General features: G+C 60.0%; 15 protein-coding genes. 5 read left to right on the forward strand and 10 right to left on the reverse strand.

Translation table 11 applies throughout. The annotated features are described in order from the left end of the window. Window positions 1-16: 16 nt before the first annotated feature. Window positions 17-595 (forward strand): porin family protein, encoded by a 579-nt coding sequence (locus tag OHL18_RS17995; protein ID WP_263376257.1) that lies wholly within the window; start codon window positions 17-19, stop codon window positions 593-595. A gap of 275 nt (window positions 596-870) precedes the next feature. Continuing rightward, the gene (locus OHL18_RS18000; protein ID WP_263376258.1) at window positions 871-2,244 is read left to right on the forward strand and encodes an ethanolamine ammonia-lyase subunit EutB; all 1,374 of its coding nucleotides are present in this window, start codon (window positions 871-873) and stop codon (window positions 2,242-2,244) included. A gap of 36 nt (window positions 2,245-2,280) precedes the next feature. Here OHL18_RS18000 and OHL18_RS18005 read toward each other — a convergent pair whose 3' ends face one another. The 3 genes from OHL18_RS18005 to OHL18_RS18015 form a co-directional block, all read right to left on the reverse strand. Beyond that, window positions 2,281-3,702 carry a methyl-accepting chemotaxis protein gene (locus OHL18_RS18005; RefSeq protein WP_263376259.1) on the reverse strand — a complete coding sequence of 474 codons (1,422 nt, stop codon included), beginning with the start codon at window positions 3,700-3,702 and terminating at the stop codon, window positions 2,281-2,283. A 219-nt stretch (window positions 3,703-3,921) separates the two neighbouring features. Continuing rightward, window positions 3,922-4,758: a proline dehydrogenase family protein gene (locus OHL18_RS18010; RefSeq protein WP_317890510.1), complete on the reverse strand. Its 837-nt coding sequence runs from the start codon at window positions 4,756-4,758 to the stop codon at window positions 3,922-3,924. 230 nt (window positions 4,759-4,988) lie between these two features. Continuing rightward, window positions 4,989-5,831, reverse strand: a complete 843-nt coding sequence (locus tag OHL18_RS18015) for a dolichyl-phosphate beta-glucosyltransferase (RefSeq protein WP_263376261.1) — start codon at window positions 5,829-5,831, stop codon at window positions 4,989-4,991. Window positions 5,832-6,053: 222 nt separating this feature from the next. Between OHL18_RS18015 and sppA the strand changes: the two genes are divergently transcribed. After that, window positions 6,054-7,085: a signal peptide peptidase SppA gene (gene sppA / locus OHL18_RS18020; protein WP_263376262.1), complete on the forward strand. Its 1,032-nt coding sequence runs from the start codon at window positions 6,054-6,056 to the stop codon at window positions 7,083-7,085. 152 nt (window positions 7,086-7,237) lie between these two features. Continuing rightward, window positions 7,238-7,582, forward strand: a complete 345-nt coding sequence (locus OHL18_RS18025; RefSeq protein ID WP_184213499.1) for an HU family DNA-binding protein — start codon at window positions 7,238-7,240, stop codon at window positions 7,580-7,582. A gap of 179 nt (window positions 7,583-7,761) precedes the next feature. Here OHL18_RS18025 and pgeF read toward each other — a convergent pair whose 3' ends face one another. Next, window positions 7,762-8,610 (reverse strand): peptidoglycan editing factor PgeF, encoded by an 849-nt coding sequence (gene pgeF / locus OHL18_RS18030; protein WP_263376263.1) that lies wholly within the window; start codon window positions 8,608-8,610, stop codon window positions 7,762-7,764. Window positions 8,611-8,809: 199 nt separating this feature from the next. Between pgeF and aroE the strand changes: the two genes are divergently transcribed. Continuing rightward, a complete protein-coding gene (gene aroE, locus OHL18_RS18035) occupies window positions 8,810-10,408 on the forward strand; it encodes a shikimate dehydrogenase (RefSeq protein ID WP_263376264.1) in 1,599 nt (532 codons plus the stop codon). Window positions 10,409-10,625: 217 nt separating this feature from the next. On the opposite strand, the gene atpC is transcribed toward aroE, so the two are convergent. From atpC to atpA, 6 genes are all read right to left on the reverse strand, one after another. Continuing rightward, on the reverse strand, window positions 10,626-11,060 hold the full coding sequence (gene atpC, locus OHL18_RS18040; protein WP_263376265.1) for an ATP synthase F1 subunit epsilon: 435 nt from the start codon (window positions 11,058-11,060) through the stop codon (window positions 10,626-10,628). 72 nt (window positions 11,061-11,132) lie between these two features. Continuing rightward, window positions 11,133-12,575, reverse strand: coding sequence for a F0F1 ATP synthase subunit beta (atpD, locus tag OHL18_RS18045; RefSeq protein ID WP_263376266.1), 1,443 nt, complete (start codon window positions 12,573-12,575; stop codon window positions 11,133-11,135). 47 nt (window positions 12,576-12,622) lie between these two features. Next, window positions 12,623-12,859: a type II toxin-antitoxin system HicB family antitoxin gene (locus tag OHL18_RS18050; protein WP_263376267.1), complete on the reverse strand. Its 237-nt coding sequence runs from the start codon at window positions 12,857-12,859 to the stop codon at window positions 12,623-12,625. Then, window positions 12,856-13,041 carry a type II toxin-antitoxin system HicA family toxin gene (locus OHL18_RS18055; protein WP_263376268.1) on the reverse strand — a complete coding sequence of 62 codons (186 nt, stop codon included), beginning with the start codon at window positions 13,039-13,041 and terminating at the stop codon, window positions 12,856-12,858. The genes OHL18_RS18050 and OHL18_RS18055 overlap by 4 nt, the downstream gene beginning before the upstream one ends. A 12-nt stretch (window positions 13,042-13,053) precedes the next feature. Beyond that, a complete protein-coding gene (locus tag OHL18_RS18060; RefSeq protein ID WP_263376269.1) occupies window positions 13,054-14,145 on the reverse strand; it encodes a F0F1 ATP synthase subunit gamma in 1,092 nt (363 codons plus the stop codon). 3 nt (window positions 14,146-14,148) lie between these two features. Then, window positions 14,149-15,699 carry a F0F1 ATP synthase subunit alpha gene (gene atpA / locus OHL18_RS18065; RefSeq protein WP_263376270.1) on the reverse strand — a complete coding sequence of 517 codons (1,551 nt, stop codon included), beginning with the start codon at window positions 15,697-15,699 and terminating at the stop codon, window positions 14,149-14,151. Window positions 15,700-15,734 lie beyond the last annotated feature (35 nt).

Below are 15,734 nucleotides of genomic sequence, written 5' to 3' on the forward strand. Positions count from 1 at the left end.
ATGAGATGATATCCAGATGACCCAGTTCCGTATCCCGGCCATGCTGAAGCTCGTTCTTGCGATGCTCGCGCTCGCAGCTTCAGCCGCAGCCCAGAAGCTGCCCACGGCCACCGCTCCAGGAGCCTCCATCACCGTTGGCGGCACGTACTCCGCGGTCGAAGCAAAGTACCCGCAGGGCGTCCAGTACGGCGCAGGTGCCTACGTCGACCTTAATTTCCGCCGCTCCATCGGTCTCGAAGGCGAGGTCCACTTCCTTCGCGAGAACACCATCGCCGGCTCCCACCAGACCACCTTCCTCGTAGGCCCACGCGTAGAGCTGCACTACGGTCGCTTCTCACCCTTTGCCAAGGCCCTCGTCGGGGACGGCAAGCTCACATTCCCCTATAACCTCGGCTACGGCAACTATCTCGTGGTCGGCGGCGGCGGCGGAATCGACTACCAGCTCACCGAAAACCTCAAGCTCCGCGCCGTCGACTTCGAGTTCCAGTACTGGCCCAGCTTCACCCTCGGCTCTATCTCGCCCTACGGCGTCAGTGTCGGCCTCAGCTACCGCTTCCTCCACACCGGCGGTTGGCGTCACCATCACTACCGGTAGGCATCACCCTCGTCGCAGCGAAACTCCCCCTTCAAAAGAGCCAGCCAAAGAGAACCCGTCATCTCGACCGAAGTCTCTCGCAGCCTCATCGCGAGAGGCGCAGTGGAGAGACCCCCGCATTTCGCATGTAGCTGAACCCGCCACAAACGTTGTGCCCCATTCATTCGCAGTCGTATCGCGAATGAGTGGGTACCGCCTTCTCCCTTCTCCCTGCCCCCTGTTCCCTGTTCCCTGTTCCCTGTTCCCTGTTCCCTCAAGTGCTACCCTCAACCCAGATGGCCTTCACCTCCACAATCGGCAGCCAGCGTTACACCTTCCCGACCCTCACACGCCTTCTCGCCAAAGCGACACCAGCCCGTTCCGGCGACGAACTAGCAGGCATCGCCGCGACCAGCGCCCAGGAGCGCATCGCTGCCCAGCTGGCCGTCGCCGATCTCCCCCTCAAACACTTCCTCACCGAGCCCATCATCCCCTACGAGACCGACGAGGTAACCCGCCTTATCATCGACTCGCATGACGCAACCGCCTTCGCCCAGATCAGCCACCTGACCGTCGGCGACCTCCGCGACTTCCTGCTCTCAAACGAAGTCACCGGCGAAGTCCTCGCCTCGCTCAAGTGGGCCTTGACACCAGAGATGGTCGCCGCCGTCTCGAAGATCATGCGCGTCCAGGACCTCATCGCCGTCGCTCGCAAGATCCGCGTCGTCACCCGCTTCCGCACGACAGTAGGACTACCAGGACGCCTCTCGACGCGCCTCCAGCCCAACCACCCCACCGACGATCCACGCGGCATCGCCGCATCCATGCTTGACGGCTTGATGCTCGGCTCCGGCGACGCCGTCATCGGCATCAATCCTGTCTCGGACAGCGCCCAGCGCGTCACGCAACTGCTTGAACTCATCGACCGCGCCCGCCTGCGCTACAGCATCCCCACGCAGTCCTGCGTCCTCGCCCACATCACCACGCAGATGGAGGCGATGCGCCAGGGAGCTCCGCTCGACCTGCTCTTCCAGTCTGTAGGAGGAACAGAGGCGACCAACACCAGCTTTGGCGTCTCTTTATCTCTGCTCGAAGAAGCCAACCAACAAGCCCGCTCGCTGAATCGCGGCGGCATCAGAGAAGAGACAGGCGGCGAGAACCTCTTCTACTTTGAGACTGGTCAAGGCTCAGCCCTCTCAGCCAACGCGCACCTCGGTGCAGACGGCCTCGGCGTCGACCAGCAGACCATTGAGGCTCGCGCCTACGCCATCGCCCGCCACTTCAGCCCCATGCTGGTGAACACGGTCGTCGGCTTCATCGGGCCCGAATATCTCTACGACGGCAAACAGATCGCCCGCGCCGGCCTCGAAGACCACTTCTGCGGCAAACTTCTTGGTCTGCCCATGGGCTGCGACATCTGCTACACCAACCACGCCGAAGCCGACCAAGACGACATGGACTCGCTCCTCACGCTGCTAGGCACAGCGGGCGTGAACTTCATCATGGGCGTGCCTGGAGCGGACGACATCATGCTCAACTACCAGTCAACCAGCTTCCACGATGCGCTGTATATCCGCGAAGTATTGGGTCTGAAGCCCGCGCCGGAGTTTGAGTCATGGCTTGAGTCAGCGAGCTTTCCTCAATTGCGGGCACAGGGACTCTTGTCCTAAGAAGCCGAAACGCATGACCCCTTCATCGCAGGAAGCTTACGCCCCGACCATTGCTCCGAGGCTACTCATATCGTGCCTCAGCGCCTCGGATTGCGAGTTCAACGACCTTGCCGTTGCAGCGCTTTGTTCCGCATTGGCCGCAGTCGATTGCGCAATCTGCTCCATCTGAGACAGCGCCCGATCGACTTGCTCCAGGCCCCGAGACTGTTCTCCGGTTCCCTGGGTCATCTCATCGATCAGGTTCTTGATCTTTCGAGAATCTTCCGTGATCCCGCGCACGGCAACAACGACGCGGTCCACCTTTGACTTGCCTGTGCTCGATTTTTCAATGGACTCATCGATCAAAGCAGCCGTGTTCTTTGCGGCTTCAGCAGACCTCTGCGCCAAACTGCGCACCTCGTCGGCTACCACCGCGAATCCCGCTCCGGCCACTCCTGCGCGCGCCGCTTCCACAGCAGCGTTCAGTGCAAGAATGTTGGTCTGGAAGGCAATGGAGTCGATCACCTTGATTATCTTTGAGATCTTGTCGCTGGATTGACCGATCTCCTCCATCGAAACGACCATCTCCTCGAGATAACCGTTTGTGGTCTCGACCATCTGCTCCGAATGGCCGACAAGATCAGAGACCGAGCGAGTGTGGTCCGAGTTCCTCTTGGCCATGGCGCTGATCTCGTGACTGGCCGCGGAGGTCTCCTCAATCGAAGCCGCCTGCCGAGAAGAGCCCTGTGCCAGCGCCTGGCTCGCGGCAAGTATCTCGGTCGCAGCGGAGCTGACTAGCTCCGTCCCGCTGCCAAGGTTCCCCGCGATCACCACCAGTTCACCGCTCGCCCGCCGCACGATCACAATGGAGATGCTTCCCAGCACAAGCGCCAAGGCCAGCAACACGCTGATCGCGATGCGGCTCGTGACGGCGACGTCTCGGGCACGCTGTGCAGCCCCATCGTAGAAGGCCTGCTGCTTCCCTTCCAGCTCATCGGCAGCCTTGATGGCTTCGCTTCCCGGGCCGAACAGGCGGGTCGCGTCCATCTGGATCGCCTCCGGCAAATGATCGTCCTGCACCTTCCGATAGATCTCCTGCTGGTCAGCGACATACTGTTTCATCGAGCGATCGATGGTATCCAGTAGTTCAGCTTCCCGCTGGTCCTGGATCAGGGGACGAAAGGCGGCGATGTCGTCAGCCAGGCGGTCCTTCGCCTTGGTCAATTGCTCCTCGTTCAGGGCAACTTTCTCCTGTGCGTGAATACTTCCGAATACAAGAGTGCCGCGCTCGGAGAATCGAATCGTAAGAATGGCGTACCGAAGGTCTGAACCCAGCGCGAGCTTCTTCGCCGTAATCTGGACGGACGTTTCCAGCTCTTGAAGAGTTTTGGTCACCCCGAACCATCCAAACAGGCCCAGAGCGGCGCAGAGAAGACTGCTCCCCCCAAAACACCAAGACAGCTTCTTGCCCAACGTCATTTCGATCTAGCTCCAATTAAGAGTCGTCGCCTTCATCGTGCTACTCTGCGGAGCCCAGCGTTCCCCCGCTATCGGCATTTTCGTCAGGCATTTTCAATCGATTTGGCATATTTTCGCCGTCGGCAGACGATTTTCTTACCTCAGAGGGTTATGGAACCCGTCGAGACCAGGCACTCCTGCAGAGCCACTCAAACTCAATGGCTCAAGACAGACAAAACCTCAGCTTTTGAAGAAGTTCTTCACCAGAAAGATCACATTCGCCGGCCGCTCCGCCAGCCTCCGCATGAAGTACGGATACCACTCCGCTCCAAACGGCACGTACACCCGCACCCCGAACCCTTCCTTCACCAGCTTCCGCTGCAGGTCCCGCCGAATCCCATACAGCATCTGGAACTCAAACGAGCTCTTCAGAATCCCCTGCTGCTGCACATAGCGCACCATCGTGTCGATGATCCGTTCATCGTGTGTTGCGAGTCCGCAGAAGACAGGCCGCTTCAATTCCGGATGAATAAACGTCGTCATCCGAGCCATCAGCTTAACGTAGTTTGCGTCGACCTCGGCCTTCAATGGAAACGCATGCTCCGGGCCTTCCTTGTACGCTCCCTTGCACAGCCGGATGCGAATGCCCTGAGCCAGCAGCCTTTCCGTGTCCTTCTCCGTGCGATAGAGATACGCCTGCAGCACTGCACCGACGCGTCCAAACAATCCCGGCTTAGCATGAATGCGCTCGACCAATTGCAGCGTCGCTTCGGTGAGCGGAGTTCCCTCCATGTCCACGCGCACAAACGAGTCCGCATGGGCCGCGTGCTCCACCATCTCCTGCACAATCGCCTCCGCCAGCGCCGGGTCGAAGTCCATTCCCATCTGCGTCAGCTTCACGCTCACATTGGCGTTCAGTTGGCGCTGCTCAATCGCGTCCAGCAGATCGTGGTAGATCGCCGCGGACTCGCGCGCCTCGGCCTCGGTCATCACGCTCTCGCCCAACGAGTCGAGCGAGACGGCGATCCCTTCACGGTTCAGAGCGACAGCCGCTCGCAGCGCGTCGTCAACCGACATTCCTGCCACAAAGCGGCTTGAAAGTTTCCGGCCGAGCGAGGACTTCTCAGAGAACGAACGCAGGGCCTTATTCTGCGACAAAGCTATAAAAAACGAACGCAACACAGCACACTACCTCATGACACGGCCAAAACAAGCGCCGCACCCATCTCAATTGAGCTTGATTGGAATTAGAAAGCGAGAGACTTCGGGGTCCATATCGCAGGAACCATGATACCTGTCCGCAGCCTCTATCGGCTCGGCTGACCGGCCTTCCGAATCGAGATCGGAACGGGCGTCGCGCCAGGGCCCTGCTGCACCTGCGGAGTCACCATGCCGCTGGTGTCTTTCATCGCGGCGATCCCCTCGTCGTAACGCCCAAACAGCGAGTTCCACCGTATCAGCGCCAGCTCTTCAAGCATCTTCACGCCGTCCTTCAGATACGAGATGCGGCTCCTCTCATCATGCCCCCACGTCACCGGCACCTCAAAGATTCGATACCGTAACTTGCGCGCGATGAAAAGAATCTCCGGATCGAAGCCCCAGCGCTCGATCCTTTGCAGCCGAAAGATGACCTGCGCGGCAGGCCGCCGAAATGCCTTGAACCCGCACTGCGTGTCCTTGAATGGCAGTCCCATCACGGTCCGTGTCAGCCGGTTGAAGCATCGTCCGAAGAACCGCCGGTACATCGGCTGGTGGATCGTCTGCCGCGTCCGGTCCATCCACCGCGAACCGATCGCCACATCCGCTCCCTGCTCGATCGCATCCATCAGCCGCTCCGCCTCTTCCATCGGAGCCGACAGATCCGCGTCGGTAAACATCACCACATCACCCGCCGCCTGCAGCAGACCGTTACGAACCGAGTACCCCTTGCCACGATTCCCAGGATTCTTCACCAGGTTCAGCCGCGAGTACCGCCGCATCCACCGCTGCACGATCTCCGCTGTGTCATCGCTCGACCCATCATCGACGACCAGCACCTCCGCGTTCCATCCTCTCGTATTGACGCACTCCATCACGCGCGCCAGCGTCTCTTCAATGCGAGCGCTCTCATTGAATGCGGGAATCACGATACTCAGGTAGGGATGTGGCATGACGTACAAGGACCCCTGGGAAGAGTCGCCTTTCGGAAGAATCGAAACCGTATCAGGCCCGGGGAATGATCGCCGCCCATAATACTTCAGTCGTTGGACTATCGAACAGAGCATTAAGTCGCAATTGCTTTCGGTCAACCGAACTGGAACGACGAACTCAGTGCAACCGAGCGAAGCATTCCCGCACATCGCCTTCCGCCGCAGCCTGATAGACTCGTTGCCATGACGGAAGATCAGAGCAACCAGGCGCCTCCACCTCCCCTGCCTCCCCAGCAACGACCGGCTCCCTATCCGCCGCAGTATCCGTATCCGCCGGCATACGCCGCTCCTTATGCCATTCCGCCGCGCCCGCGCCGCTCGGCCTGGTTCTATATCTCGATCATCGCCGCATCGATCTGCATCTTCGGCATCATGCTCTGGGCGGTCGGACGCAGCGTCGGCAAGAGCCTCAACGGCGACGTGACCGTCACCGGCTCCGGCACCGACCAGATCGGCGTCATCGACGTCTCCGGCGTCATCGTCGACGCCGACAAGCTCGACACCCAGATCCGCAAGATGGCCGACAACGACTCCGTCAAGGCCATCATCCTCCATATCAACTCCCCCGGCGGCGGTGCCGCGGCCTCGCAGGAGATCTACAACGAGGTCCTCCGCATCCGCAAGGAGAAGCACAAGAAGATCGTCGCCTCCATCGAGAGCGTTGGAGCCTCCGGCGCCTACTACATCGCCAGCGCCTGCGATGGCATCTACGCCAACGACGCCTCCGTCGTCGGTTCCATCGGTGTCATCATGGAGTGGACCAACTACGGCGAACTCTACCGCTGGGCCAAGCTCAAGAGCGTCGTCATCCACGCAGGCGAGCTGAAAGATGCCGGCGACCCGACCCACGACGTCACCCCACAGGAGCAGGTCTACTTCCAGGGCCTGGTCGACAACATGTACGGCCAGTTCATCCACGACGTCGCGACCGGTCGCCATCTCCCTGAAGAAAAGATCAAGCCGCTCGCTACCGGACAGGTTTGGACCGGCCAGCAATCGCTCCCGCTCGGCCTCATCGACCACGTCGGCGGCTTCCGCAGCGCCCTGATGGACACCGCGAAGAGCGTCGGCATCTCCGGCGAGCCTTCCATAGCCCGCCCGGCCAGCCAGAAGAAGGGCCTGATCGCCATGCTCACCTCCGACGGCGAAGACATCTTCCCCAACCCCAGCCAGCTTCTGAACCACTCTCCCGGCTTCTACTTCTTATGGAAGTAGGCTCGCGATTTTTCCGCACCCGGTTCTCGCTTAGACACTGACGGATTCCCGTATCCCGTCTACAATCAGCCTGTGGGCCCCGCGACCTTCCAGCCGTCTGACCCGACTAGCATCACGTAAGCTGCACCCAACACACTCAGGAGCAGTCTCCGATGACCAAAGCCGACCTCGTCGACAAAGTGACCGCACTTGGCGACCTCACCCGCCGCGACGGTGAGATCATCGTCGATACCCTCTTTGAGTCTGTGATCGGCGCTTTGAAGTCTGGCGACAAGATCGAGATCCGGGGCTTCGGCAGCTTTCGCACCCGCCAGAGAAACTCCCGCATCGGCCGCAACCCCAAGACCGGCGAAAAGGTCGACGTTCCAGCCAAGAAGGTACCCTTCTTCAAGCCATCAAAGGAACTTCGCGACCTGGTAAACGCCAAGCCCGGCACCCACACCGAGCCGGCGGTCGATCCCGACCACATCGACCCCCACCACCCGCCAGCCATGTAGACATGACGAAAAGCCGTTTCGAGCCGTTGTAATAGAAACGCCTTTTTCTGACCCTTGTAAGAAGAAACGTCATCTCGACCGAAGCGACAGACAGCTCTATCGTCTGTCGCGCAGTGGAGAGCCCCCCGCATTTCATCCTTGCCTCATTCCGGGGAACCAGGACCTGATAGCCATCGCAATCAATCCCCGACAACTCCAATCAGACTCATCATCCGCCCCGTAAATCCATTCTCACAACGGTGCGAAAAATACCGCCTCCGCCCCGGCACGCCCGCACACCCCGAGCACTCACCCACCACAGAAATCCCCGCCTCTGGCAATCCCGCCGCAAGCAGTTGCCGCCGGTTCGCCTCCCACAAATCAAGAAATAATCCGTCACCGCGCGCTTCAAACAACTCCGCCGCGTAGTCGAACCGACTGCCGAAAGCTTCCTGCACCTCATCCCCCACGCTGTAGCAGCAAGCCCCAATGGACGGTCCCACCGCCGCCAACATATCCTCTGGCAGGCTTCCATACTCGGCCCGCATCTGTGCAATCCCCCGCTCGACGATCCCAGCAACCGTTCCCCGCCACCCAGCATGAAACCCTGCCACCACCCGCAGCCGCCGGTCCGCCACCAGCACGGGGACGCAATCCGCCGTCTGAATCCCCAGCAAAACGCCCGGAACCTTTGTCATCAACCCATCCGCTTCGAGCGCCGCTCTACCTTCACGATTGAAGAACCCGGACACATCCTCCGGCACGACCAAGGACCTCGCCGAGTGCACCTGCCGCACTGTCACAAGTCGCAAGCCTTTAGACGAAACTTCCGCAGTCAGCCTGCGCCGGTTCTCCGCAACGTTCGCCGGATCATCGGCCGACGTCCAGCCAGTATTTAGGTCGCCTTCCAGTCCCTGTGTCTCGCCCTGCCGGTAAACCGTTGACACACCACCACTTCGCGTGCTGAAGCCATGCCGTAGCCATACCATCTCCTTCCACCCAGGTATCTGCACAACGAGGCCTTCCACCGGCAGCTTCATCACGTCCATTGCTCCATTTCATAAACAATCATCCCGACGATTGTACGAAATCGCCGATCTCTACTTTCCGTCCGCCAACTTCAGCGTATGATCGTCGAGATTCCGCAACGGCTCTCGAATCACCCATCAAATCAGTCAAAGCTCAGGCTGTGCCTCTCGAGATAGTTGCAATGCGACCGGCACAGCGTTACTATCACGCGATTGCCTTATGAAAACAAATGTACTCAGCACGACTCCACAGATGATCCGCTCCCGGATCGGTAAAATCTGCGTCTCCATCACCGGCTCAACCGTGGCCGAGATGCTCGAACGCGCCGCACTGGCAACAAAAGAAACCACCTTCCTCGAGTTCCGTCTCGACTACCTTGACAAGCCGTTGGCGGCATTGCCAAAGCTGAAGCAGTTCCTGGCAGAGCAGACGGCGGTGACTGCCATTGCTACATGCCGCCGCGCACCCAATGGTGGCAAATTCGAAGGAACTCTCGCAGCCGAGCTTGAGATCCTCTCAAAGGCTTCTGCCTCCGGCTTTTATTTAGCGGACATCGAACTAGAGTCCGCCGAAGCACTCAAGAAGGCCGAGTTCCTGCACCTCCGCGAGACCGGCATCGCGCTGATCGTCAGCTATCACGACTTCAAGCAGACGAAAGATCTCGACGCGATCTTCAAGCGCATGGAACCCTTCGAGCCGGACTTCGTCAAGATCGTCCCCACTGCGAAGTCCCTCACCGATAACGTCACCCTCATGCGCTTCCTCGAGCGTATGAACGACCACAGCAACATCGTCGGCGTCTGTATGGGCGACGCGGGCATCATCTCCCGCGTCCTCGGCGTCCGCGCCGGCAGCGCCTTCACCTTCGCCGCCGCGACCCCAGGCGAAGAGACCGCCCCGGGCCAGATCGCCGCCCGCACGCTCATTGAGACCTACCGCATCGACCAGGTTGACGCCGCCACGAAGGTCTACGGCGTCGCCGGCAACCCCATCCGCAACTCCCTGTCTCCGCTGATGATGAACGCCGCCTTCCGCCGCGAGACCGTCAACGCCGTCTACCTCGGCCTGCAGGCCGACAAGCTCTCCGACCTGCTCACTCTGGTCAACGAGATCCCCATCCAGGGCCTCAGCGTGACCATGCCCCACAAGCAGGAGATCATGGCGCACCTGGAGAAGACCGACCCACTCTCGGCGAAGATCGGTGCCTGCAACACCGTCCTGCGGGCACAGGATGGCAAGCTCTACGGCTTCAACACCGACGTCGCCGGAATCATCTCCCCGCTTGAGCGCCGCATGTCGCTTCGCGGAGCCAAGGTGCTCGTCCTGGGAGCAGGCGGAGCAGCGCGCGCCGCCGTCTTCGGCCTCCGCGACAAGGGTGCCGAGGTCCACATCCTCAACCGCACCCCGGAGACCGCCGCCAAACTCGCAAAACAGGCTGGAGCGAAGGTCGTCAAGAAGGAAGCCGTCGCCAAGACCGCCTTCGACGTGATCCTCAACGCCACGCCCATCGGCATGGCCGGCAACAAGGCACCGCAGATGCTCGAAGCCAAGGACCTGAACACCAAGCTCGTCTTCGACCTCGTCTACAACCCTATCGAGACGCCGCTGATCGCCATGGCCCGCCAGGCCGGCATCCCGGTCGTTGCTGGAGTAGAGATGTTCGTCCAGCAAGGCGCCCGCCAGTTCGAGATATGGACAGGCAAGCCCGCGCCCGAAGAAGAGATGCTCCGCGTAGTCCTCCACGCCTTGAAGCAGAAATCCGAAGAGCCCGAGGCTCCAGCAGAAAAGCCCAAGGCAAAGACCAAGGCAGCAAAGTAAACTAGCACACTATTTGTATAAGAATCATCGGCAGCTATAACAAACGGCACCAGGTATAAGAAACGTCGGCAGCTATAAGAAAGGTCACCTCGACCGAAGTCCGCGCTTTTGCGGACGCAGTGGAGAGACCCCCGCATTTCGCTCCTGCGCCCACGCTCCATCAGCCACAAGAAAAGCCCGACTCTAAGAGCCGGGCTTTTCTACATTCAAACCGTTACTAGACTGCCTTACCTTCCGCACTGGCAATCAGCGCCTCGGCCTCACGCGTCACCGCGTTCGCCTCATCGTATTTATGCGCGTCGTCACCAGCCTCAGCCCACATCTTCTGCCCCTGCTGTAGCTCTTGCTGCGCTGCGGCAACGTCGATGTCCTGTGGTGGAAGCGCCGTCTCAGCGAGAATCGTCACCCGCTCTGGCAACACTTCAACGAAGCCCCAGGCCACAAAGAACTTCTTGTCGCCCGAAGTCCCGCCGTGCAGCCGCACCTCGCCCGCACCCAGCTCCGCCAGCAGCGGAGCGTGGCCGTATAGCGCCTCAAGATATCCCGAAGCCGAAGGCAGTTCGACCGCATCCGCAGTCGCGTCGAGCAGCACCCGATCCGGCGTCACCAGCCGAACCTGCAACTGCCCCGAATTATTCGTAGTCTCCGCCATTACCGTCCCATCAGTACTGCTGGGGTAGTTGTAGTTTCCTACACCCTACCCCCTATTTCCGACACCCTGCTCTTACGCAGTTTGCTTCATCTTCTCAGCAGCCGCGATTACGTCTTCGATACCGCCCTTGAGGTAGAACGCCTGCTCCGGGATGTCATCGTGCTTGCCTTCGATGATCTCCTTGAAGCTGCGGACCGTGTCTTCGACCTTGACGTACGCTCCGGGGATACCGGTGAAGATCTCGGCCACATGGAACGGCTGCGAGAGGAAGCGCTGTACCTTACGCGCACGCGCAACGGTGGTCTTGTCCTCTTCCGACAGTTCGTCGATACCGAGGATGGCGATGATGTCCTGCAGGTCCTTGTAGCGCTGCAGAATCCTCTTCACACCCTGCGCGACGTCGTAGTGCTCCTGCCCAACGACACGCGGCGAAAGAATGCGCGAAGTGGACGCGAGCGGATCGACGGCCGGATAGATACCAAGCTCCGACAGCGGACGCGAGAGCACGGTCGTTGCATCGAGGTGAGCGAAGGTCGTCGCCGGAGCCGGGTCGGTCAAGTCGTCAGCAGGAACGTAAACGGCCTGCACCGACGTGATCGAGCCTTTCTTGGTCGACGTGATGCGCTCCTGCAACTCGCCCATCTCGGTCGCAAGGTTCGGCTGGTAGCCGACGGCTGAAGGCATACGGCCAAGCAGCGTTGATACCTCGGAACCCGCCTGCGTGAAGCGGAAGATGTTGTCGATGAAGAGCAGCGTGTCCGCACCTTCCTCGTCGCGGAAGTACTCAGCGACGGTAAGGCCGGTGAGCGCCACGCGCAGACGTGCCCCTGGGGGCTCGGTCATCTGGCCATAAATCAGCGCCGCTTTGCTCTTGGTGAAGTCGTTGATGTCGATAACGCCCGACTCCTGGAACTCGTGCCAGAGGTCGTTGCCCTCACGGGTGCGCTCGCCGACTCCGGCAAACACCGAGAAGCCACCGTGCTGCTGCGCAACGTTGTTGATCAGCTCCTGAATGACGACGGTCTTGCCGACGCCAGCGCCGCCGAACAGGCCGATCTTTCCGCCCTTCAAGAACGGCTGGATCAGGTCGATGACCTTGATGCCGGTCTCGAACATCTCTTCGGAGGTCGACTGCTCGTCGAACGCCGGGGCCTGGCGATGAATCGGCCGATGCTCCTTCGCGTTGACCGGGCCAAGCTCGTCCACCGGCTCGCCGAGCACGTTGAGCACACGGCCCAGAGTCTCGCGACCCACGGGAACGGTGATGCCAGCGCCGGTGTCGATCGCCTTCATGCCGCGAACCATGCCCTCGGTCGCAACCATCGCGATGCAGCGCACGCGGCCTTCGCCAAGGTGCTGCTGCACCTCTACGACGACGTCAAGCGGCGCAGGAACCACAAATCCATCGCTGATAATACGCAGCGCCTGGAAGATGGGCGGCATGTGCCCCTCTTCGAACTGAACGTCAACGGCCGGGCCGCTGATCGAGATTACTTTTCCAATGTTCTCAGCCATAATGTCTTCGCTTACCGCAGTTGCCTCTTGTGTAAAGTCGCTTTCGTTTACTGCCCCACTGCCATGGGAATTTCGATGTACTCGGCCAACGTCGTTGGCCGTGGAATCACTTCGCCGTGGTCCTTCATTGCGGCGATGTGCCCAGCGATCGCTTCGCGGATATTGCTCTCCGTCTCGGCCAACGTGTCACCTACCGTGACACACCCCGGAAGATCGGGAACGAAAGCTCCGTACCCATCCTCCGACCGTTCGAAGACTACCGCGTATTTGATCGCTTCGGTCATTTCAACCCTGCCTGCTTCAAAACGCTGTTCTTTGTTCCTTCCGGAATGTCTTTCCCTGGATGACCAGGGATGGTGACTGTACCGGGTTTCGTTGGATGGTAGTAGTGACGATGACTTCCTGTCGTCCTTACGTGGTACCAGCCGTCCTGCTCAATCAACTTGATTACATCACGAACCTTCATAAGAAGGTCCGGTTACAGCGCTGCCGCGCCGCTTACAATTTCAATAATTTCCTTCGTAATCGCCGCCTGACGAACCCGGTTCATGGTCAAGCTGAGCGAGTCAATCAAATCTCCGGCGTTCTTCGTCGCCGCGTCCGTCGCCGTCATACGTGCCGCATGTTCCGCAGCCACGCTCTCGAGCAGTGCATGAAAGATCTGCGTCGTCACATACCGTGGCATCAGGTTCCTGAAGATCTCCTCCGGCGACTGATCGAAGATGTAGTCGACATCCGCAGTGCCAAACTTCTTGGCCTCCGCTTCGGCTTCCTTATCTTCGGACTCGTGTACAGAGATTCCCTCAGCGGCTGCAGCCTTGACGGCGGCCTCGCGCTGCTCGTCTGTCATCTCTTCGGAAGCGGTAATCTCGTGCGTTCCCAGCTTACGAATCGGAAGCAGCTTCTCAACCACGATGCGCTGTTGGATGACCGACTTGAACTCGTTGTAGACGATGTAGACCGCATCGATCTCAGAGCGCTCGTAACGGGCGATGATATCGCGGGCAATCTCTGCAACAGCACCGAAGTCCGCCTTGAGCAGAAGGTCGAGATGTTCGGCGGCAACTTCAATCTGCTGCGCGCGATGGCGGACCGTCTCGTAGTGAGTCGAAAGATCGTTGTCGTAGTGCTCTTCCGTCTTCTCGTAGTTCGCAGCGGGAAAGCGCTTCTTGTAGAAGCCGATGGCCTTTTTGCCGACTGGCTCGAGGTCGACGTTCTGCCCCTTGCCGGTGCGCTCCGTGATGAACTTCTGAGCCGCCTTACCAATGTTCGAGTTGAAGCCGCCCGCAAATCCCTTGTCGCCCGCGATGACGATGAGCAGGACGTTCTTCTCTTCACGTTCGACGAGCAGCGGGTGGATGATCTCACCCGTCTCGTTGTTATAAAGATCAGTCCGGCGGACCAGCGATTCAAGGACGTTCGAGAGCATCTCCGCGTACGGGCGCGCACGCATCGTGCGGTCCTGCGCACGGCGCAGCTTCGACGCCGAGACCATCTTCATGGCCTTGGTGATCTGCCGCGTGTTCTTCACACTGCGGATGCGTCTGCGTAGATCGAGTACGTTTGCCATGGTTTACTTTGCGGCCACCGCAACTGGCTGCTTCGACTTCAGCCCGTCCAGAAAGTCCTTCTTATAAGCCTTGATGGCATCGCCGAGACGCTTCTTGATGTCGTCATCAAGCGCCTTCTTCGTCGCGATGTCGGTCAGGATGGCCGGTGCCGCTGATTCGAGATACGGATAGTAGCCGTCCTCAAACGCCCGCAGGTCGCGGACTTCCACATCGTCCAGCAGACCGTTCACACCGGCGTACAGAATCGCAACCTGCTTCTCAAACGGAAGCGGCTGGAACTGCGGCTGCTTCAGAAGTTCGGTAAGGCGCTGTCCACGGTTCAACTGGTTCAGCGTGACCTTATCCAGGTCCGACCCGAACTGCGAGAACGCAGCCAGTTCACGGTACTGTGCGAGGTCAAGCTTCAGCGTCGATCCAACCTGCTTGGTCGCCTTGGTCGCAGCCGAGAAGCCGACGCGCGATACCGAAAGCCCGACGTTCACAGCGGGACGAACACCCGAGTTGAACAGGTCCGTCTCGAGGAAGATCTGTCCATCGGTGATCGAGATGACGTTGGTCGGGATGTACGCCGAGACGTCGCCCGCCTGGGTCTCGATGATCGGCAGAGCGGTCAACGATCCGCCGCCGAGTTTGTCGGATACCTTCGAGCTACGCTCGAGAAGGCGCGAGTGGAGATAGAAGACATCGCCGGGGTACGCTTCACGTCCTGGCGGACGGCGCAGCAGCAGCGAGATCTCGCGGTAGCTGGCAGCGTGCTTCGAGAGGTCGTCGTAGATGATCAGCGCGTGCTTGCCATTGTCACGGAAGAACTCACCCATCGCCGTCGCGGCAAACGGAGCAAGGTACTGCATCGGAGCCGGCTCTGAGGCAGTCGCGGCCACCACGATCGTGTACGCCATCGCGCCGTGCTCTTCGAGCGTCTGCACAACCTGCGCAACGGACGAACGCTTCTGTCCAATCGCGCAATAGATGCAGATCAGGTTGTTCTTCGCGGAGTTGATGATCGTATCGAGGGCGATGGCGGTCTTACCCGTCTGACGGTCACCGATCAGCAGTTCGCGCTGGCCACGGCCAATCGGGATCATGGTGTCGATGGCCTTGATGCCGGTCGCCATCGGCTCCTTGACGCCCTGGCGATCGATCACGCCGGGAGCGAGACGCTCCACCGGCAGGGACTCGGTCGTGTTGATCGGCCCCTTGTCGTCGATCGGCGCTCCAAGCGCGTTCACGACGCGGCCAATCATCGCCTCGCCCACAGGCACGGACATGATCTTGCCGGTGCGCTTGACCTGGTCGCCTTCCGAGAGCTCAGTGTAATCACCCAGCAGCACCGCGCCCACCTGGTCTTCGTCCAGGTTCATGGCGAGTCCGGCCACGCCGTGGGGAAACTCGATGAGTTCTCCGGCCATGACCTTGTCCAATCCGTGGATGCGGGCGATGCCGTCGCCGAGCGAGATGATGGTGCCGACTTCGTCGACGGTGATGCGCTGGTCGTAGTTCTCAATCTGCTGGCGAAGCAGTTCAGTTATCTCATCAGCCTTGATCTGTGCCATGTCTTCTCTTTACCTGGTCTTTTCTCTGTGCCCTA

Origin of the sequence: Granulicella aggregans, from assembly GCF_025685565.1 — a bacterium.
Lineage (GTDB): Bacteria > Acidobacteriota > Terriglobia > Terriglobales > Acidobacteriaceae > Edaphobacter > Edaphobacter aggregans_B.

Bases quoted from the DNA above. Each gene is read 5' to 3' on its own strand.
- OHL18_RS17995 (WP_263376257.1), top strand. From the start codon at position 17: ATGACCCAGTTCCGTATCCCGGCCATGCTGAAGCTCGTTCTTGCGATG.
- OHL18_RS18000 (WP_263376258.1), top strand. From the start codon at position 871: ATGGCCTTCACCTCCACAATCGGCAGCCAGCGTTACACCTTCCCGACC.
- OHL18_RS18005 (WP_263376259.1), bottom strand. From the start codon at position 3,702: ATGACGTTGGGCAAGAAGCTGTCTTGGTGTTTTGGGGGGAGCAGTCTT.
- OHL18_RS18010 (WP_317890510.1), bottom strand. From the start codon at position 4,758: ATGTCGGTTGACGACGCGCTGCGAGCGGCTGTCGCTCTGAACCGTGAA.
- OHL18_RS18015 (WP_263376261.1), bottom strand. From the start codon at position 5,831: ATGCCACATCCCTACCTGAGTATCGTGATTCCCGCATTCAATGAGAGC.
- sppA (WP_263376262.1), top strand. From the start codon at position 6,054: ATGACGGAAGATCAGAGCAACCAGGCGCCTCCACCTCCCCTGCCTCCC.
- OHL18_RS18025 (WP_184213499.1), top strand. From the start codon at position 7,238: ATGACCAAAGCCGACCTCGTCGACAAAGTGACCGCACTTGGCGACCTC.
- pgeF (WP_263376263.1), bottom strand. From the start codon at position 8,610: ATGGACGTGATGAAGCTGCCGGTGGAAGGCCTCGTTGTGCAGATACCT.
- aroE (WP_263376264.1), top strand. From the start codon at position 8,810: ATGAAAACAAATGTACTCAGCACGACTCCACAGATGATCCGCTCCCGG.
- atpC (WP_263376265.1), bottom strand. From the start codon at position 11,060: ATGGCGGAGACTACGAATAATTCGGGGCAGTTGCAGGTTCGGCTGGTG.
- atpD (WP_263376266.1), bottom strand. From the start codon at position 12,575: ATGGCTGAGAACATTGGAAAAGTAATCTCGATCAGCGGCCCGGCCGTT.
- OHL18_RS18050 (WP_263376267.1), bottom strand. From the start codon at position 12,859: ATGACCGAAGCGATCAAATACGCGGTAGTCTTCGAACGGTCGGAGGAT.
- OHL18_RS18055 (WP_263376268.1), bottom strand. From the start codon at position 13,041: ATGAAGGTTCGTGATGTAATCAAGTTGATTGAGCAGGACGGCTGGTAC.
- OHL18_RS18060 (WP_263376269.1), bottom strand. From the start codon at position 14,145: ATGGCAAACGTACTCGATCTACGCAGACGCATCCGCAGTGTGAAGAAC.
- atpA (WP_263376270.1), bottom strand. From the start codon at position 15,699: ATGGCACAGATCAAGGCTGATGAGATAACTGAACTGCTTCGCCAGCAG.